The organism is Flavobacterium sp. (genome assembly GCF_041911335.1).
Taxonomy (GTDB): Bacteria; Bacteroidota; Bacteroidia; order Flavobacteriales; family Flavobacteriaceae; genus Flavobacterium.
The window spans coordinates 66,296-84,468 of record NZ_JAYRPD010000038.1; the positions used below are offsets into that span (position 1 = coordinate 66,296).

Annotated in this window: 20 protein-coding genes and 1 pseudogene; 14 read left to right on the plus strand and 7 right to left on the minus strand. The window is 33.1% G+C overall.

Going from position 1 to position 18,173, the window contains the following annotated elements; genetic code table 11:
• Window positions 1-645, plus strand: coding sequence for a hypothetical protein (locus ACE3PD_RS06360; protein ID WP_374400668.1), 645 nt, complete (start codon window positions 1-3; stop codon window positions 643-645).
• 96 nt (window positions 646-741) lie between these two features.
• A complete protein-coding gene (gene pruA, locus ACE3PD_RS06365) occupies window positions 742-2,367 on the plus strand; it encodes an L-glutamate gamma-semialdehyde dehydrogenase (RefSeq protein ID WP_374400670.1) in 1,626 nt (541 codons plus the stop codon).
• 94 nt (window positions 2,368-2,461) lie between these two features.
• Here pruA and rsmG read toward each other — a convergent pair whose 3' ends face one another.
• Window positions 2,462-3,091: a 16S rRNA (guanine(527)-N(7))-methyltransferase RsmG gene (rsmG, locus tag ACE3PD_RS06370; RefSeq protein ID WP_374400672.1), complete on the minus strand. Its 630-nt coding sequence runs from the start codon at window positions 3,089-3,091 to the stop codon at window positions 2,462-2,464.
• Between the two features lie 108 nt (window positions 3,092-3,199).
• Between rsmG and ACE3PD_RS06375 the strand changes: the two genes are divergently transcribed.
• From ACE3PD_RS06375 to ACE3PD_RS06390, 4 genes are all read left to right on the plus strand, one after another.
• Entirely contained in the window at window positions 3,200-4,294 is a 1,095-nt protein-coding gene (locus ACE3PD_RS06375) for a fatty acid desaturase (protein WP_374400674.1), read from the plus strand.
• Between the two features lie 58 nt (window positions 4,295-4,352).
• Window positions 4,353-5,537: a pyridoxal phosphate-dependent aminotransferase gene (locus ACE3PD_RS06380; RefSeq protein ID WP_374400676.1), complete on the plus strand. Its 1,185-nt coding sequence runs from the start codon at window positions 4,353-4,355 to the stop codon at window positions 5,535-5,537.
• Between the two features lie 391 nt (window positions 5,538-5,928).
• Entirely contained in the window at window positions 5,929-7,800 is a 1,872-nt protein-coding gene (locus ACE3PD_RS06385) for a U32 family peptidase (RefSeq protein ID WP_374400678.1), read from the plus strand.
• Window positions 7,801-7,872: 72 nt separating this feature from the next.
• A complete protein-coding gene (locus ACE3PD_RS06390) occupies window positions 7,873-8,448 on the plus strand; it encodes a Crp/Fnr family transcriptional regulator (RefSeq protein WP_374400708.1) in 576 nt (191 codons plus the stop codon).
• A gap of 178 nt (window positions 8,449-8,626) precedes the next feature.
• On the opposite strand, the gene ACE3PD_RS06395 is transcribed toward ACE3PD_RS06390, so the two are convergent.
• From ACE3PD_RS06395 to ACE3PD_RS06420, 6 genes and pseudogenes are all read right to left on the minus strand, one after another.
• Complete coding sequence (locus tag ACE3PD_RS06395; protein WP_374400680.1) at window positions 8,627-9,730, minus strand: ubiquitin-like protein; 1,104 nt, start codon at window positions 9,728-9,730, stop codon at window positions 8,627-8,629.
• Between the two features lie 2 nt (window positions 9,731-9,732).
• Window positions 9,733-10,686 (minus strand): T9SS type A sorting domain-containing protein, encoded by a 954-nt coding sequence (locus ACE3PD_RS06400; protein WP_374400682.1) that lies wholly within the window; start codon window positions 10,684-10,686, stop codon window positions 9,733-9,735.
• Window positions 10,687-11,058, minus strand: a pseudogene (locus tag ACE3PD_RS06405) (hypothetical protein); the annotation flags it as partial. It abuts the gene before it with no gap.
• Between the two features lie 3 nt (window positions 11,059-11,061).
• Entirely contained in the window at window positions 11,062-11,538 is a 477-nt protein-coding gene (locus ACE3PD_RS06410) for a T9SS type A sorting domain-containing protein (RefSeq protein ID WP_374400685.1), read from the minus strand.
• A 108-nt stretch (window positions 11,539-11,646) separates the two neighbouring features.
• The gene (locus ACE3PD_RS06415; RefSeq protein WP_374400687.1) at window positions 11,647-12,192 is read right to left on the minus strand and encodes a T9SS type A sorting domain-containing protein; all 546 of its coding nucleotides are present in this window, start codon (window positions 12,190-12,192) and stop codon (window positions 11,647-11,649) included.
• 25 nt (window positions 12,193-12,217) lie between these two features.
• Window positions 12,218-12,400 (minus strand): hypothetical protein, encoded by a 183-nt coding sequence (locus tag ACE3PD_RS06420; RefSeq protein WP_374400689.1) that lies wholly within the window; start codon window positions 12,398-12,400, stop codon window positions 12,218-12,220.
• Between the two features lie 192 nt (window positions 12,401-12,592).
• On the opposite strand from ACE3PD_RS06420, the gene ACE3PD_RS06425 reads away from it, so the two are divergent.
• From ACE3PD_RS06425 to ACE3PD_RS06460, 8 genes are all read left to right on the plus strand, one after another.
• Window positions 12,593-13,807 (plus strand): helix-turn-helix transcriptional regulator, encoded by a 1,215-nt coding sequence (locus ACE3PD_RS06425; protein WP_374400691.1) that lies wholly within the window; start codon window positions 12,593-12,595, stop codon window positions 13,805-13,807.
• A 78-nt stretch (window positions 13,808-13,885) separates the two neighbouring features.
• Window positions 13,886-14,599, plus strand: coding sequence for a pirin family protein (locus ACE3PD_RS06430; RefSeq protein ID WP_374400693.1), 714 nt, complete (start codon window positions 13,886-13,888; stop codon window positions 14,597-14,599).
• A 44-nt stretch (window positions 14,600-14,643) separates the two neighbouring features.
• Window positions 14,644-14,925, plus strand: coding sequence for a GNAT family N-acetyltransferase (locus ACE3PD_RS06435; protein ID WP_374400695.1), 282 nt, complete (start codon window positions 14,644-14,646; stop codon window positions 14,923-14,925).
• Between the two features lie 69 nt (window positions 14,926-14,994).
• Window positions 14,995-15,225: a (4Fe-4S)-binding protein gene (locus tag ACE3PD_RS06440; RefSeq protein WP_374400697.1), complete on the plus strand. Its 231-nt coding sequence runs from the start codon at window positions 14,995-14,997 to the stop codon at window positions 15,223-15,225.
• Window positions 15,218-15,748 carry an NADPH-dependent FMN reductase gene (locus ACE3PD_RS06445; protein ID WP_374400699.1) on the plus strand — a complete coding sequence of 177 codons (531 nt, stop codon included), beginning with the start codon at window positions 15,218-15,220 and terminating at the stop codon, window positions 15,746-15,748. The genes ACE3PD_RS06440 and ACE3PD_RS06445 overlap by 8 nt, the downstream gene beginning before the upstream one ends.
• A gap of 74 nt (window positions 15,749-15,822) precedes the next feature.
• The gene (fabD, locus tag ACE3PD_RS06450) at window positions 15,823-16,692 is read left to right on the plus strand and encodes an ACP S-malonyltransferase (protein WP_374400701.1); all 870 of its coding nucleotides are present in this window, start codon (window positions 15,823-15,825) and stop codon (window positions 16,690-16,692) included.
• 6 nt (window positions 16,693-16,698) lie between these two features.
• Window positions 16,699-17,679, plus strand: a complete 981-nt coding sequence (locus ACE3PD_RS06455) for a YihY/virulence factor BrkB family protein (protein WP_291265614.1) — start codon at window positions 16,699-16,701, stop codon at window positions 17,677-17,679.
• A 76-nt stretch (window positions 17,680-17,755) separates the two neighbouring features.
• Window positions 17,756-18,010 carry a hypothetical protein gene (locus ACE3PD_RS06460; protein WP_374400703.1) on the plus strand — a complete coding sequence of 85 codons (255 nt, stop codon included), beginning with the start codon at window positions 17,756-17,758 and terminating at the stop codon, window positions 18,008-18,010.
• Window positions 18,011-18,173 lie beyond the last annotated feature (163 nt).

The following is an 18,173-nucleotide window of genomic DNA, read 5'->3' on the forward strand; positions in this document are numbered from 1 at the left end:
ATGAGATATTTAGTAAGATTACCTAAACCAAATATTTTAGAACAAAGAGAGATAAGTTGGACTCAATCTTTTATTATATCTGGAAAAGATCGACCTGATAATTCTAAATATAGTCATTTAGAAATAAGAACCCAACTGCATAACATAAGTTATAAAAAGTGTTTCTATAGTGAAGTAAAATTTGCAACAGAAACTGAAGGGCAAGTTGACCATTATGTAGAAGTTTCTGAAAATAAAAATCTAGCTTTCAATTGGGATAACTTATTTCTATCACACAAAGATTCAAACCAAGGCAAACCAAGTAATACTAATTTACCAAACGATACCACTTTAAATCCTTTTATTCATACAGATGATATAATTGAAAACCATCTCTCTTTTGAAGACGAATGTATAAGAGGCAGAACTGAAATTGGGTTAAATACTATCAAAAAATACAAATTAGATAAAGATACTTATAATATTTTGAGAAGTAAAGAGCTTAGAAAATTTGAAAAATGTCTTATTGAAATATTAAAAAAAACAAATGAAGAAAAAAGACAAATAAACGATTACGAAATTAATATTTTAAGATTATTCGCCCAACCAGATTATTCATTTTCTTTAATGTTTAGACTAAAACTAAAAGAGCATAATTTTATATAAAATGAATAATTCAAAATATACTTTGTATTTTTGTAATCGTTTACGATTTTTTCGTAAAACGAAGTACAAAATTGTCTAATCTCAAAATACAACACCATGTTAAAAGGATTTTTTAATGTCCCAAAAGCGGTTAACGAACCCGTAAAATCGTACGCTCCAGGTTCTCCTGAACGAGCAAAAGTTGCAGAAACATATAAAACTATGTGGAATTCTCAAGTTGAAGTTCCATTATATATAGGTAGCGAAGAAATCAAAACTGGCGATACTAAAAAAATGTCGGCACCTCATGATCACCAACATATTGTAGGTGTTTATCATCAGGCAGACAGAGCTTTAGTTGAAAAAGCAATTACAGAAGCTTTAGAAGCTCGTAAAAAATGGGCGGCTTTATCTTGGGAAAACCGCGCTAGTATCTTCTTAAAAGCGGCTGAATTATTAGCAGGTCCATATCGTGCTAAAATCAATGCTGCGACAATGATTGCACAATCAAAAACCATTCACCAAGCAGAAATTGATTCGGCTTGTGAGTTAATTGACTTCTTACGTTACAACGTAGAATTCATGACAAAAATATACGCAGACCAACCCGCTTCTACATCAGACATGTGGAATCGTGTTGAATACAGACCATTAGAAGGTTTTGTATATGCCATTACTCCTTTTAACTTTACAGCTATTGCAGGTAACTTACCTTCAAGTGCTGCATTGATGGGGAATGTGGTAGTTTGGAAACCAGCGGCAACACAAGTATATTCTGCTAATGTGATTATGCAAGTTTTCAAAGAAGCAGGTTTGCCAGACGGTGTTATCAATATGGTAATGGGTGATTCTGGTATGGTTTCTGACGTAGTTTTATCTAGTCCACATTTAGCTGGTGTTCACTTTACAGGTTCTACTGGTGTTTTCAATGACATTTGGAAAACGATTGGAAACAATATCGCTACATACAAAACCTATCCAAGAATCGTTGGAGAAACTGGTGGTAAAGATTTCATCATTGCTCATCCATCAGCAAACGCAGCGCAAGTTGCAGTAGGAATTGCTCGTGGTGCTTTTGAATTCCAAGGTCAAAAATGTAGTGCTGCTTCACGTGTTTATATTCCACAAAGTTTATGGCCAGCAGTTAAGTCTAATTTAGAAGCAGATTTAGCTTCAATGAAAATGGGTTCTCCAGAAGATATGAGCAATTTCATTACAGCTGTTATTTCAGAAGCTTCATTTGACAAATTAGCGCGTTACATTGACCAAGCTAAAAACGATAGCGATGCTGAAGTAATTATGGGAGGAAATTACGACAAATCAAAAGGGTATTTCATTGAACCAACAGTTATCTTAACTACAAATCCAAAATATACTACAATGGAAACCGAATTATTCGGACCAGTAGTTACTATTTATGTTTATGAAGATGCTAAATGGTCTGAAACATTAAAATTAGTAGACGAAACTTCAGAATATGCTTTAACTGGTGCGGTATTTAGCCAATGTCGTTATGCAGTAGAAGAAGCAACCGTTGCTTTACAAAATGCAGCAGGAAACTTCTACATCAACGACAAACCAACAGGTGCTGTTGTAGGAATGCAACCATTTGGAGGCGCTAGAGGTTCAGGAACTAACGATAAAGCAGGTTCATCTCAAAACTTATTGCGTTGGGCTTCTGTTAGAACTATTAAAGAAACTTTCGTAACACCAGAAGATTATAAATATCCGTTTTTAGGATAGTTCGAAGTACGAAGTAAAAATAAAAAACCCGATTTTCAGTTGAGAATTGGGTTTTGTGTTTTATAGCTAATCACTAATTACTTTTCACTAATCACTACTTCTTATACCTCAACGGCAAATGCACCACTTTTTTAGTCTCAAAAAACTCATCTGAAAAGAAATCGGATAAATTGTATTGAGTTGCTTTTGGAAAAGCTACCAATTCTTCGGTTAAATCGCCACCTTTTAAATATAAAATTCCGTTGGCTAATTCGTGATTTTGTTTTTTAGCCACTTTATCATCGACCCATTTTACAAAATCAGGCATATTGGTAACCGCACGACTTACGATGAAATCAAATTCTTGTTTGACTAATTCGGCACGTTTTTGTTCGGCTTTTACGTTTTTTAATCCTAAACCAGCAGCTACTTCATTCACTACACGGATTTTTTTCGCAATTACATCAATCAAATAAAAATCAACTTCTGGAAATAAAATTGCCAATGGAATTCCAGGAAAACCACCACCTGTTCCCACATCCATAATTTTAGAACCTGGGCGGAACTCGATAATTTTTGCAATCCCAAGTGAATGTAAAACGTGACGCGTATATAATTCGTCGATATCTTTTCGTGAAATTACATTAATTTTGGCATTCCAATCTTCGTATAAACCTTGTAATTTTTGAAACTGAAGTATTTGATTATCAGATAAATCAGGAAATTGCTTTAAAATGGCTTCCATTCGTTAAATTTTACACAAAAATACGCTTTTTAGTGAATAAAAAATGACGAATATCATAAATGAAAAAATTATAATAATTATCTTTGACGAAATTTGAATTCACAATATATGAATACCACAGCCCCGATTTTTTCAAAAGAGGACAATCTGAAATTTTTCAGAACTTTAAATAAACGAGTAAACGACTATTTCAAAGAAAATAAAATCAACAAAACTGGAAACTGGAAATTACATTTAAAAACAATTGTAATGTTCGGTCTTTTCTTAACACCTTATTTCTTCCTGTTAGCTATGGATATGCCGTTTTGGGTATATTTATTATTAAACGTAGTAATTGGAGTTGGAATGGCAGGAGTTGGAATGAACGTAATGCACGATGGTAATCATGGTGCTTACTCTACCAAATCTTGGGTAAACAAATTAATGGGCGGAAGTATCTATATCTTAGCTGGAAATGTTTACAACTGGCAAGTACAACACAATGTTTTACACCACACGTATACGAACATCATTGGTCATGATGAAGATTTAGAAGCGGGAAGAATTTTACGTTTTTCTAAAACAGCTAAATGGTACAGCCACCACAGATTTCAACATTATTATTCTGTTTTCTTATACGGATTATTAACGTTCAACTGGGCTATCACTACAGATTTCTTACAGATGAAACGTTATTTAAAAAGACAATTATCTTACGGAGAAGCAAAAAGTCCTGCTTTTCAATGGACCACTTTAATTATAACTAAAACGATTTACTTCTCAATTTGGTTAGTATTACCAATGATTTTAGGAATTACTTGGTGGAAAGTTTTATTAGGATTCGTTGTAATGCATTATACTGCAGGATTAATTTTGAGTGTTGTATTCCAATTAGCTCACGTAGTAGAAGACACAGTAAATCCAATGCCAGATGAAAACGGAGAAATCGAAAACACTTGGGCCATTCACCAATTGTTTACAACGGCTAACTTCGCACCAAAAAACTGGATTGTAAATTATTACACTGGCGGGTTAAATCACCAAATTGAACATCATATTTTCCCGAATATCAGTCACATTCACTATGATAAAATTGCTGAAATTGTAAAACAAACAGCAGCAGAATGCAACTTACCATATCATGAGTTTAAAACCACTCGAGCGGCAATCGCTTCTCACTTCAAACATTTGAGAGAATTAGGAAGAAAACCACAATTAGCATAATAAAGTAAGAGACGCGATTCCTCGCGTCTTTTGTATTAACTATAATAACTAACACACAATGAACCCGTTATCGGACAGAATCAACAACTTAGCTGTTTCACAAACATTAGCAATGGCAGCTTTGGCAAGAGAATTAAAAGCACAAGGAAAAGACATTATCAGCCTTAGTTTAGGAGAACCAGATTTCAACACTCCTGAATTCATTAAAGAAGCTGCAAAAAAAGCTATTGATGAAAACTACAGCACCTACACGCCTGTTGAAGGTTACTTAGAATTGAAAGAGGCGATTTGCAAAAAATTCAAAAGAGACAATAATTTAGACTACAAACCATCACAAATTGTAGTTTCTACAGGAGCAAAACAATCCTTATATAACATTGCACAAGTAATGTTAAACGAAGGTGATGAAGTAATTCTTCCAGCTCCATATTGGGTTTCGTATTACGAAATCATCAAACTTTCTGGTGGTGTCCCAGTTGAAGTTCCAACTTCTGTTGAAAGCGATTTCAAAATTACACCAGAACAATTAGAAGCAGCTATCACACCAAAAACAAAAATGATGTGGTTCAGTTCGCCTTGTAATCCAAGTGGTTCGGTTTACAATCGTGAAGAATTAACAGCTTTAGCTAAAGTTTTGGAAAAACACCCACACGTATATGTAGTTTCTGACGAAATCTACGAACACATTAACTTTTCAGGAACATTTTGCAGTATTGGCTCTATACCAGGAATGTTAGAAAGAACAATCACAGTTAATGGAGTTGCAAAAGCATTCGCAATGACAGGATGGAGAATTGGTTACATCGGAGCTCCAGAATTCATTGCAAAAGCGTGTACAAAAATCCAAGGACAAGTTACTTCTGGAGCAAATTCTATTGCACAAAGAGCTACAATTACCGCAGTTGAAGCAGACCCAAGCGTTTTAAACGAAATGGTATCAGCTTTCAAAAATCGTAGAGATTTAGTTGTTGGATTGGTAAAAGAAATTCCAGGATTTAAATTAAATGTTCCAGAAGGTGCGTTTTATGTTTTCCCAGATGTTTCTTCTTACTTTGGAAAAACATTGAAAGGTCAATTAATCAAAGACGCTACTGATTTCTCAATGTTCCTATTAGCAGAAGCAAATGTGGCGACTGTAACAGGAGACGCTTTTGGAAATCCAAATTGTATTCGTTTCTCTTACGCAACAAGCGATGCTTTATTGACAGAAGCTATGAGAAGAATCAAAGAAGCGGTTTCTTAAAAAAAGAAAAAAACAATTCAACACGAATTGCACGAATTGGCACGAATTAATTGGTGTAAATTCGTGTAATTCGTGTTTTTTTATGCCCTAAATTCTTGAAAAGTAAAATTCAACTATGTTTTCCTACAAGGATTTAAGGATTAAAAATAATTAAAAAGAATCAGTGAAAATCCATATAATCCGTGGCTAAAAAAGGGATTCATTTAAAAAAATCAAATCAGAATTAGAAATCTTGGATTTTTTATAAGAACTTTGCACACTTTTTTTCGGCAAATCCCGAAAGATTAAAGATTTACAAATGAAATCGCCACTAAAAAAGATTGCGTAAGCAATTACAAATTAAAAAAAAGCGATTCCATATGTTACATCTGAAAAATTATAGTCAGAACATATGAAAAAGAAGATTGAAATTTTAGCACCTGCAAAAAACTTAGTACAAGGAATTGCTGCCATAAATAGTGGTGCCGATGCGGTTTATATTGGTGCTCCTTTATACGGCGCTCGTTCAAACGCTACCAATTCTGTGGAAGATATTGCCGAATTGGTAAAATATGCGCACTTGTTTAATGCTCAGGTTTTTGTAGTTATTAATACGATTTTATACGATAACGAATTAGAACCTTGTCGTCAATTGATTTGGAAATTGTATGATATTGGCGTAGATGCTTTAATCATTCAAGACATGGCGATTATGGAAATGGAGTTGCCACCTATCGTATTGCATGCTAGTACGCAAACCAACAATCGTGATGCCGATAAAATTAAATTCTTAGCGGATGCCGGAATCAAACGTGTGGTTTTAGCACGTGAGTTAAACTTGCATCAAATTAAAGAAATAAGTGAAGCTTCTGATGTGGAATTAGAATTTTTCGTTACTGGTGCTTTATGTGTTTCGTTTAGCGGAAATTGCTATATGAGTGTTGCCAATGGCGAACGTTCGGCAAATCGTGGTTCTTGTGCACAAAACTGTCGTTTACCTTATAATTTAATTGATGGAAATGGCGATACTTTAATCCGAAACAGTCATTTACTTTCGATTAAAGATTTTGATGTTTCGAACCAAATTCCAAATTTAGTGGAAGCCGGAATTGTTTCGTTCAAAATTGAAGGTCGTTTGAAAGATATGGTTTATGTAAAAAATAACGTTTCGTATTTGCGTCAGAAATTAGATGCTTTCTTGAACGAAAACAGCGATAAATACAGCAAAGCTTCTTCTGGAAAATGTACGTATTTGTTTGATTCTTCATTAGATAGAACGTTCAATCGTGGTTACACTGATTATTTTGTAAACGAAAGACATCAAGCCATTGGTTCTTGGGAAAGTCCAAAATCAAAAGGGCAATATATTGGAAAACTGATTAAAACGGTTGGAAATTCATACGTAATTGAAAATGGTGAATTATTAAATAATGGCGACGGATTATGTTTCATTAACGAAAACAACGAAGCCGAAGGAATTTACGTTAACCTTGCCGAAAACGGAATCGTTTATCCAAACGTATTGAAAGAAATCAAAGAAGGTACTTTCATTTACAGAAATAATGATGCGGCTTTCATTAAATTAGTAGAGCGGGAAGATAGTGCGGTTCGAAAAATCAGTACTACTTTATTAATGACCGAAAACGAAAATGGTTTCGAATTAATTGCAACTGACGAAGACGGGAATGTAAGCGTTGTACATTTGGTTCACCCAAAAGAACAAACAAAAAACAACGAATCTTTAGCAGAGAATTTCAAAATCAACTTAGCAAAAACAGGTTTTACACCTTATACAGCTGATGAAATTACGATTGAATTTTCTGGAAATTGGTTTTTACCTATTTCAAAAATAAATGAAATGCGAAGAACGGTTTACGAACAATTATCGGAAATTCGTTTAAAAAATTATGTTCGAAAAGAACATCAATTGGAAAAAACATCACATCCTTATCCAGAAACGAAATTGGATTTTATGTACAATGTTGCCAACAAAACCGCTCGTAAATTCTACGAACGTCATGGAGTAACCGAAATTGAAAAAGCATTCGAATTACAATGGGATCCAGGAAAATCTCGTGTAATGACAACCAAATATTGCATCAAATATGAACTGGAGCGTTGTCCAAAATACCATCGTGAAAATATGGACAAAAAACTAAAAGAACCTTTAGTTTTAAAACAAGGCGAATTAGAATATAAATTAAAATTCAATTGCAAACCTTGCGAAATGGAAATTTGGGAAAAAGATGCCGAATTCGAAATAGAAGAAGATCATTTTCATTAAGAAACAAACCGATGTATTGTACATCGGTTTTTTCTTTCTATAATGCCAAAATTAAATTGTATTTTTGAAGTAATGCAATCTATTTTAGAAAATATCGCCAAACATGTTACGCTAACTCCTGAAGAGCAAGAGTTGTTTTTGTCTAAAACTGAAACCAAACAATTCAAAGCTAAAACCATTTTATTGAGTGCGGGCGAAGTGGCGACTTGCACGTATTTTGTGAATTCCGGAATTTTGAGAAGTTTCAATATTAATGATAACATTATCGAACACGTATTACATTTTGCTTGCGAAGGTTGGTGGATTGGTGATATGTACAGCTATATTTCGGAAAAACCAGGCAATTTATTTATTGAAGTTATTGAAGATGCTGAAATTATACTTATATCAAAAGAAAAACATCAAATACTTTACAAAGAAATACCAAAACTAGAACGTTACTTCCGAATTTTAGCAGAAAATTCATTAGTAGCCCATCAAGAACGTTTGATGGATAACCTGAGTTTAACTGCCGAAGAACGTTTTGAAAAATTCTGTTCTAAATACCCTACCCTTGTTCAACGAGTACCACAAAAACAAATCGCCTCTTACATTGGTGTAACGCCTGAATTTTTTAGTAAGATGAAAGCGCGATTACTGAAAAAATAAAAACGAGCCATTGCTGACTCGTTTTTCGGTTTAAAATTAGCATTATAATTTGTGTTTCTTGATGCTGTTTTGGTTTATAATTTTTTGTTAAATGAACCACACGAAAGGATTCGTGCGGTAGCTGTGCAAAAAATCGACCGCTTCGCGGTATTAGTAAAATGGTTAAATAGATAAATTGTTAAAAAGCCCTTACTCCACGCACGGTGCCCGTAACCGTCTTATTATTGATGTTGGCGTAACCAACGTAGAAGTCGAAGAGGTACGCATAGGCTGCGGTATACTCGGTACTGCTCCAATAACCAGCTGTACTTGAAAGTAGCGTGCTACCTCCTGCACGTAAGGCTTTTTGTACACTATAACGATTATAATACAATAATCCTAATTCGTCAATACTTGGTAAATACCAACCTGCACCTAAACCTGCAATGTATGTAGCCGCTGGGCTATTTGTCATTAAAGCTGTATTGAATGCTCCATCTTCGGTACGGTTGGCATTTACTAATGTGGCAGATGATTGCCATTGCGCTGTACTTTCGGTAAGGGCAACTATAAGCCCGTGCTCTAAACCATCGCTACCTTTGTATAGGTAAAAAATAATACCACCGTTAAAGGCTTCGCCAAGGTAATGGGTAAAGCCAGAAGGAGTTGAAGTTCCCGCAGATTTAGCAAATAAGGCATAAGGAGTACTTAATAATTGGCTTGTAGATGTAACGTCATAAGATGTGTTGTTATCTATATCTGTTTCTGTTTTTATAAAATATGGTCCGTTTGCCCAGTTTATTCCAGCCATAGTACCTGAAACTACAGTACCACCACCTATTTCTAAGCTTACTAAACCGTTTGCATTTGAGGTTGGGGTTTGCGTTTCTACATACACTGCTGTACCTGTTGCCGAACCTTGTAAAATGCTAATTTGCATGCCTACCGGTTGGTTGATGACTAAATTATTGGTAGTGTTACGTACTACGGCTTGGTAGCTCATTTTTTCAGGTACTTGAATTGTGGTTGTAACAGTTAATACAATTGTTCTGTTATTAGTTACAATACCAACATCAGCAAGTGTTTGACCGTCTTGAATTGTTGTACCATTCCAAGATATGACTTGGTTTATAACTGGAATTGAAATTTGATCAAATATTTTGTTCTTAACATTTTCTCCACTATCGGATGGCTCTACATCTAATGAAATGGTTCCATTATTAGGTGTTTGCACGAATAAATTCATTCCGTACGTTTGTAATGTTAAGAAAGAAAATATAATTAATGTGTAAATTTTTTTCATGATTAATTCTCTTTTTTAATGATTTTAAATGTTTTCACTTCTTTGTTGTTACTAACAACTTTTAATAAAAAAATAGCTGCTGGTAAGCGTTCCATTTGAATAGAAGATGTTTCGGCAGTAATTTTTTGATTCAAAATCATTCTTCCGTTTAAGTCGAATAATTGATACGAAAGATTAGAGAAATCTGTATTTCGTACTTCAAGTTGTAACCAGTTGGTTGTTGGATTTGGATATGTAATTATATTATTTGTTAAAAAAATATCTGAGATACTTAAAGAAGAATCCGAAATTTTTCTAATTCTATGTACAGAAGCCTCTGACACATAGAAATTTCCAGAGGTATCTCTAGTTATACCAACAGGTCCTGAAAATTTTGCAACTGATACAGAACCATTTGTACTTCCGATACCATTTAGACCTGCAAAAGTGGTTACAACACCAGCAGGTGTAATTTTTCTAACACTATTATTATTTAATTCAGTTACATAAATATTATTATCATTATCAATACACAAAAAAAGTGGTCCATTAAATGTTGCTGTAGTACCTGTACCATTAACAGAGCCTGAAGTACCTACTGTACCTACAAAAGTAGTTACAACGGCAGCAGGAGTAATTTTTCTTATTACATGATTAGTATTTTGTGATACATATAAATTTCCATTATTATCAATAGCAATTCCCCATATACCAGTAAAACCTGCAGCTGTTCCTGTACCGTCAATTGTGATAGTAAGGCTTGCACCACCAGCAAAAGTAGTAACTACCCCATCTGAAGTTATTTTTCTGATTAAAGAATTACCTCTATCAGTTACAAACAGATTGCCAGAACTGTCTACCACCAAGCCATTAGGAAATGAAAATCTTGCCGTTGTACTTGTACCGTTTAAATTACCTTGAGTACCGCTACCTGCAAAAGTTGACACAACACCAGCTGGCGTTATTTTTCTAATCAAATGGTTGCCTGTATCCGCAACATAGATGTTATCTTGTGCATCGATAGCAATACCTCTGGGACTATTAAATGTTGCAGCTGTCCCTGTACCATTAGCAGAACCTACAGTACCATTACCTGCAAAAGTGGTTACTTCACCAGCTGGGGTAATTTTTCTAATAGCGTTATTTCCAAAATCAGCAACAAATACATTTCCGTTACTATCTACACACGTAGCATTTGGAGCATTGAAAGTGGCACTTGTACCTGTTCCATTTGCAAATCCAGAAGTACCAGAACCTGCAAATGTACTTACAGTAAATTGTGCATTAGAAAAATTACTAAAAAATAGTGCTGATAGGCTTAATACAAAGTTTTTAAAATTTTTAATAATAGCTTACTTTTTAATAATTTTAAACGTTTTCACTTCTTTGTTGTTACTAACAACTTTTAATAAAAAAATAGCTGCTGGTAAGCGTTCCATTTGAATAGAAGATGTTTCGGCAGTAATTTTTTCATTCAAAATCATTCTTCCGTTTAAGTCGAATAATTGATACGAAAGATTAGAGAAATCTGTATTTCGTACTTCAAGTTGTAACCAGTTGGTTGTAGGATTTGGATACACTGCTAATTGCAGGTTAATGTTGAAATTCTCTGCACCTAACACAGTTTGAATTTCAAAAGGTTGTTGCACACCTTGTGCTACTGAACCGGTTGTTCCGGTGTAGGTTGTGTATACCACTTGCCCTACTGTGTAACTCACATTTCCATTTGTTCCAGAAGCATTACCTCCAGAAGTAGCTACGGCTTCTTGTGCTTGTGTTTGAAAAGCACCTAGTAAAAGTGTGGCAATGAGTAGTTTTTTAATTTTCATTGGGTTCATAATTAGTTAATAAAAAAAGATAATATGATATAAATTATACCAGTGTATAAAATAAATAATAGAATTTCTAAACGATATTTTTCTATGTTTTTCAAGTTATTATTTTTTTACAACTGTATAAGTTAAACCATTTGAAAGCTTTAAATAGTAATTTCCATTTGTAAAGTTTTCAAGATTAATAGTATTGTTAGAAGGTAATATCCCGTTTAATAAGGTTCTTCCCATTACATCATATATAGTATAACTTTCTGTATTTGTTAAGCCTGATATGTTAATTGAATTTGTGGTAGGGTTCGGAAAAATGCTCACATGGTCTTTGTTAAAACCTATAATAGATAAAGTTGTAACTTGTGGAACTGGCAGAATACCATCTTCATCTAAATTCCAGGTTGTAACCAAGTCAGGTGTTGCCACATTGTCTGCAGAGTAGTAATAAACAGCGTTAGCAGATCTAATTAGCCAAAAACTTCCTGTCCAATTAATATAATTAGTGTTAGGTCCTAAATATATTGGTTTTCCTGCTTGCATACCATTTTGTGTGTAAGTGCCATTTACGCTAGTTGTTCCTGCTCCAGAAATTGTTATGTTTTGTGAAAAACATAAAAAGTTAAATGTTAAAAATAAAATAGTAAAAATTTTTTTCATTTCGTTTTAATTTAAGGGTTATTGTTTATGAATTTTGTTTTTGAATTGTTTTGTTACTTTGATTATTTTTTTGTTTTAAAATTCCCATTACTTCTTTGATATTTTCATCCGTCAATGGAATGTCATTTTGAATGCAGGTGTAAATCGCCTCATTTCTTTTAATGGAAAAAAGTCGCAAATGGTTTTTAATACGTTCTAAAAATTTCATTTGTATTTTGTTTGCTACAAAGTTGAGCAAGACTTGTATTAAAATCTAATTTTGTACGGGTAGTTAATGGGTAGTTTTTACGACTACCCAATGGGTAGTTATGACTAAATAATTGACAATCAATTTTTTAAAATCAATACTTATTTTACACAATTAATTGTTCATTTTTTATCTTTGAGAAAATTTTTAGGTATGATAAAAAAGCATTTCCCCTCATTGCTTTTAATTTTATTTGTTTTTACTCAATCTTTTGGGCAATCTGAAAAACTCAAAAAATTAGAAATTCAAATAAAAACTTTAAATGACAATTTGCAATATGAAAAATCGATTGCAGTATTAAATGAAATAATTACAAATGAGCAATCCACTCATTATGAAAAATATTATGCCTACTTATTAGAGTCTTTTACATACAAACGGTTATTTAACTATACAAAAACACTACATAAGTTAGATTTAGCTCTTGCTGAAGGCTTGCAAAGTGACCAAAAAGAAGAGGTTAAAAATACTATTGCTGCTGAAAAATGCTTTGTCTATTTTGATACGCAAGATTATCCAAAAGCCGAAGCTTTGATAACTCAATTAAGAAAATTAAATTTCAAACATTTATCAATTCCCACACAATCTTGGATTATTATGCAAGATGGTTATATTAAAATGTTAAAGAAAGACTATGCAAAATCAGAACAATTACTAAATGAAGCTGCAACATTAGTTAAAGCAAATTCTCCTGAGAATTTACCCAATATTTATGGTAAAAAAATGGAGCTTTATAATAAAATGAACCTTTTTGAAAAGCGTGATACTGCTTTTAAAGAAGGTCTATTATTAGCAAAAAAATACAATAAGGTAAAATATGAACTGTATTTGTATCAAGTAATGCGAAACATATTTCAAGAAAATGAGGATTATAAAAATGCTTTTTTTACACAAAAAAAATATGATTCCATAGTAAAATATTACAATGCAACCGATGCCAATGGAAAGTTAGAATTAGCTGAAAAAAAATTAGAAGACGAGAATAGACAGCTAAAAGAACAAAACGAAAAATATATAGATTACATATTATATGGTGTTATTATATCATTACTTCTTCTATTGTATTTTGCCCTTAGATTATACCAATCGAATAAGGCAAAAAGAATTTTAGTTGAAAAAGAGAACACAAGAATTCACAATGAAATTGAACGTTTGACCCAAGCATTAGACGAAAAAGGAAATGCAAGTTTAAATTTATCAAACTACAATTTAACCGATCGTCAAAAGGAAATTATTGAACTTATTCGTATTGGTTTAACCAATAAAGAAATAGCAACCAAACTTTTTATTTCTGAAAACACAGTAAAATATCACTTAAAAATTATTTATGAAATTTTAGATGTAGAACATCGTTCTGCAATACGATAATTTCTTAATCTAGGTTAAGTGCTCTTCCCTATTCATGGGTGTAAATTTGTATCATAATAATTACTAAATTTATACGATATGAAAACGATAGTACATAAAGCGAATGAAAGAGGTCATGCTAACCATGGTTGGTTAAATGCGTATCACAGTTTTAGCTTTGCCAATTGGTATAACCCAAAAAAAGTACAATTTGGAATGCTTCGCGTTTTGAATGACGATACGATTGCTGCTGGAATGGGTTTTGGGACACATCCACACGACAATATGGAAATTATCACCATTCCGTTAGAAGGCGATTTGGCTCATAAAGACAGCATGGGAAATGGTACAACTATTAAAAGTGGCGACATTCAAGTAATGAGTGCTGGAACGGGAATACAACACAGTGAATTCAATCCGAATCACAATCATCACACAAAATTGTTTCAAATTTGGTTGTTTCCAAAATACCGCAATGTTGAACCACGCTACCAACAAATTACCTTAGATAAATCGTTAGAGAAAAATGATTTCGCTCAAATATTATCTCCAAATCCAGATGATGCTGGTGTTTGGATTCATCAAGATGCATGGTTTTATTTGAGTGATTTTGACAACGGTTTTTCAAAAAAAATAAATTTGAAAAAAGAAGGCAATGGATTTTACATCATGAATATTGAGGGTGAAATCGAAGTTAACGGAGAAAAATTAGAAAAAAGAGATGCAATCGGAATTTGGGAAACCAATGAAATTGAAATCAAAGCGAATTCAAATGCGAAATTTTTGGTAATGGAAATTCCGATGGAACAGTAATTAGTTAGCAGTCGCAGTAGTTAGTCGCAGTAAAAAATTAAATTATGAGTGAAGTACAAATTAGAATAAACGATAACAAAGGTGCTTTTTACATTGAAATTGAAGGCAAACAGGAAGCTATGATGACCTTTGTTTTTGCTGGCGAAGATAAAATTATCATCGACCACACGGAAGTGAATCCAGGAAATGAAGGAAAAGGTTTTGGTAAAAAAATGGTAACCAAAGCTGTTAAATTCGCTCGAGAAAAAGGACTCAAAATTTTACCCTTATGTCCGTTTGCGAAAAGTGTTTTTGACAAAACACCAGAGTTTAGAGACGTTCTATAATTATGTCCTGCAAGGTTTTGAAATCTTGCAGGTTTTTATATTAATGCAACAACCAAAAAACTAAGAATCATGGATCCAAAAAACCTAAAAAAAGAATATACAAATGGTGAAGTAACCATTGTATGGCAGTCTGGAAAATGTTCTCATTCTGCTAATTGTGTTAAAAATAATCCAGATGTTTTTAAACCAAAAGAACAACCTTGGATTACTCCTGATAATTCAACCTCAGAAAAAATTATTGAAACCGTAAACAAATGTCCTTCGGGAGCATTAACGTATTATTTGAACAAGAATGACTAAAAAAATCATCGCATTCGGAGCTTCATCAAGCAAGCAATCCATCAATAAACAATTGGCAACTTTTGCTGCAAATCAATTTCAAAATGCATCGGTAGAAATTTTAGATTTAAACGATTACGAAATGCCTGTTTTCTCTGTTGATAAAGAGAAAGAAAACGGCATTCACCCGTTAGCACAAGAATTTTACAGCAAATTAGGAAGCGCTGATTTAATCATAATTTCGTTTGCCGAACATAATGGAAATTACTCCACAGCTTTTAAGAATATTTTAGATTGGACTTCGCGAATTAACGCTAAAACTTTTCAAGAAAAACCAATGTTGTTATTAGCTACTTCTCCTGGTGTTCGTGGTGGAAGCTCGGTTTTAGAAATTGCTTCAAAACGTTTTCCGTTTCAAGGTGGAATTGTAAAAGGCAGTTTTTCTTTACCAAGTTTCTACGAAAATTTTGATGTAGTAAATGGCATTATCCATCCGGAATATAAAAATCAATTATTGGAAATTGTAAATTCTACTGAATTCTAATAAAAATGTTATTTTTGCTGAAGTTTTGAGTTTCACTTCTAAACTCATAAACCTTAAACTTTTAAACTAAAAACATGAAAGCATACGTATTTCCAGGTCAAGGAGCTCAATTCACAGGAATGGGTAAAGATTTATATGAAAACTCACCTTTAGCAAAAGAATTATTCGAAAAAGCCAATGATATTTTAGGTTTTAGAATCACAGATATCATGTTCGAAGGAACTGCTGAAGAATTGAAAGAAACTAAAGTAACCCAACCAGCGGTTTTCTTGCATTCGGTAATTTTAGCCAAAGTTTTAGACGTAAAACCAGATATGGTTGCTGGACATTCTTTAGGAGAATTTTCTGCTTTAGTAGTAAACGGTGCTTTATCTTTTGAAGACGGATTAAAATTAGTTTCTCAAAGAGCTTTGGCAATGCAAAAAGCTTGTGAAATTAAACCTTCAACAATGGCTGCGGTTTTGAATTTAGATGATAAAATTGTAGAAGATATTTGTGCTTCTATTGATGGTGTTGTGGTAGCTGCAAATTACAACTGTCCTGGACAATTAGTGATTTCTGGAGAATACAAAGCGGTAGAATTATCTTGCGAAAAAATGAAAGAAGCAGGTGCAAAACGTGCTTTAATTTTACCTGTTGGTGGTGCTTTCCACTCACCAATGATGGAACCAGCAAGAGAAGAATTAGCGGCAGCAATTGAAGCTACTACTTTTTCAACTCCAATTTGCCCAGTGTATCAAAATGTTACTGCTAGCGCTGTTTCTGATGCGAATGAAATCAAGAAAAACTTAATCATTCAATTAACAGCTCCAGTAAAATGGACGCAATCGGTACAACAAATGATTAAAGATGGTGCAACGAGTTTCACAGAAGTTGGTCCAGGAAAAGTATTAGTAGGATTAGTAAATAAAATTGATAAAGAAGTCGAAACGATTTCGGCATAATCTATTTTGAAAGGAGTTAGAGAAGCGTACTACAAAGATTTATGGGATGTAATTCATTCCACATTTTCCGAATTTGGAGAACATAAAATCATGAAAAAAAGTGCTTCATTAGCCTACACAACCGTATTTTCAATGGCTCCACTACTTATGGTTTTACTATATGTAGTGGGGCTTTTTTTTGGAACTAATGCAATTGAAGGTGAGGTTTTTCTTCAAATTAAAGATTTTTTAGGCGAAAAAGCCGCTATTCAATTGCAAGAAATGATTAAAAATATTGCCATTTCAAATAAAAGTGGATTTCCTGCACTCATTGGAATCATAACTTTATTAATAGGTGCAACTTCAGTTTTTGCAGAAATTCAAGACTCTATTAATTCTATTTGGGGAATTCGACTTAAAAAACGTTCTAGTTTTTGGTTATACTTTAAATCCAGATTACTTTCTTTTGGGGTAATTGGGAGTTTGGGATTTATTTTATTGGCTTCTTTAGGATTATCAGCCATTTTAGACTCATTGAACCAAAAACTATTTGCGCATTTTTCTGAAGCTGCTGTTTATACTGTTTACATTGGACAAACATTGGTAACTTTAACGGTAATAACATTACTTTTTGCAGTAATTTTCAAAATATTACCCGATGCCAACATCACTTGGAAACAGGTTCGAGTTTCTTCGTTTACAACTGCTATCCTTTTTATGTTTGGAAAGTTTTTAATTTCGTTTTACATTTCTCAATCGTCATTAGGAACCATTTATGGAGCAGCGGGTTCATTAGTCATTATTATGGTTTGGGTTTATTATTCGTCTGTAATTTTGTACTTGGGAGCGCTGTTTGCAAAATGCTATGCCATTGAATTTGGAAGTTCTATAAAACCATCAAAATATGCCGAAATAATTCATGTAGTAGAATTAAAATTAGAAGCTACCACATTACAAGATGCCAAGGAAGAAGTAGAAGAGATTAAGAAAAACAACGATATTAAGTAATTACTTTTTGGCAAAAAATATTTCACTTTCCATTGGCATTAATTTTGTAATTTTATTTCGTAAAATAAATTCAACCATGAAAAAAATATTTTTAGCAATTGCACTGGCAACTATGTTATTTTCTTGCAAAGAAGAAACAAAAGAAAAAGTAAAAGAAGCTTCTGAAGCCGTTGGAGCCGATTTAAAACAAGCCGCAGATTCGGCAAAAGTAAAAGCTAAAAAAGCAATTGATTCTTCTAAAGTAGGCGAAAAAGCAAAACACATTATTGCTAAAGGAGCTGAAAAAGTGGAAGAAGGCGCAAAAAAAGTAAAAGAATCTGTAGAAAAGTAAAAAAATCCTCAATTAGACTGCCCCCAAAAAGTTAGACACTATTTGGGGGTATTTTTATGGAAAGAAAAGTCAAGTATGATTATGCATTTAAGTTAGAATGCGTAGAATTAGTTTTAAAGAAGCATTATTCTTGTGAATTGGTTTCTAAACAGAAAGGGCCTAA

Coding starts and splice junctions, on each gene's coding strand:
- ACE3PD_RS06445 (WP_374400699.1), top strand. CDS start 15,218: ATGACTAAAAAAATCATCGCATTCGGAGCTTCATCAAGCAAGCAATCC.
- ACE3PD_RS06430 (WP_374400693.1), top strand. CDS start 13,886: ATGAAAACGATAGTACATAAAGCGAATGAAAGAGGTCATGCTAACCAT.
- ACE3PD_RS06375 (WP_374400674.1), top strand. CDS start 3,200: ATGAATACCACAGCCCCGATTTTTTCAAAAGAGGACAATCTGAAATTT.
- ACE3PD_RS06435 (WP_374400695.1), top strand. CDS start 14,644: ATGAGTGAAGTACAAATTAGAATAAACGATAACAAAGGTGCTTTTTAC.
- ACE3PD_RS06410 (WP_374400685.1), bottom strand. CDS start 11,538: ATGAAAATTAAAAAACTACTCATTGCCACACTTTTACTAGGTGCTTTT.
- ACE3PD_RS06415 (WP_374400687.1), bottom strand. CDS start 12,192: ATGAAAAAAATTTTTACTATTTTATTTTTAACATTTAACTTTTTATGT.
- rsmG (WP_374400672.1), bottom strand. CDS start 3,091: ATGGAAGCCATTTTAAAGCAATTTCCTGATTTATCTGATAATCAAATA.
- ACE3PD_RS06440 (WP_374400697.1), top strand. CDS start 14,995: ATGGATCCAAAAAACCTAAAAAAAGAATATACAAATGGTGAAGTAACC.
- ACE3PD_RS06425 (WP_374400691.1), top strand. CDS start 12,593: ATGATAAAAAAGCATTTCCCCTCATTGCTTTTAATTTTATTTGTTTTT.
- ACE3PD_RS06390 (WP_374400708.1), top strand. CDS start 7,873: ATGCAATCTATTTTAGAAAATATCGCCAAACATGTTACGCTAACTCCT.
- fabD (WP_374400701.1), top strand. CDS start 15,823: ATGAAAGCATACGTATTTCCAGGTCAAGGAGCTCAATTCACAGGAATG.
- ACE3PD_RS06385 (WP_374400678.1), top strand. CDS start 5,929: ATGAAAAAGAAGATTGAAATTTTAGCACCTGCAAAAAACTTAGTACAA.
- ACE3PD_RS06420 (WP_374400689.1), bottom strand. CDS start 12,400: ATGAAATTTTTAGAACGTATTAAAAACCATTTGCGACTTTTTTCCATT.
- pruA (WP_374400670.1), top strand. CDS start 742: ATGTTAAAAGGATTTTTTAATGTCCCAAAAGCGGTTAACGAACCCGTA.
- ACE3PD_RS06395 (WP_374400680.1), bottom strand. CDS start 9,730: ATGAAAAAAATTTACACATTAATTATATTTTCTTTCTTAACATTACAA.
- ACE3PD_RS06460 (WP_374400703.1), top strand. CDS start 17,756: ATGAAAAAAATATTTTTAGCAATTGCACTGGCAACTATGTTATTTTCT.
- ACE3PD_RS06380 (WP_374400676.1), top strand. CDS start 4,353: ATGAACCCGTTATCGGACAGAATCAACAACTTAGCTGTTTCACAAACA.
- ACE3PD_RS06360 (WP_374400668.1), top strand. CDS start 1: ATGAGATATTTAGTAAGATTACCTAAACCAAATATTTTAGAACAAAGA.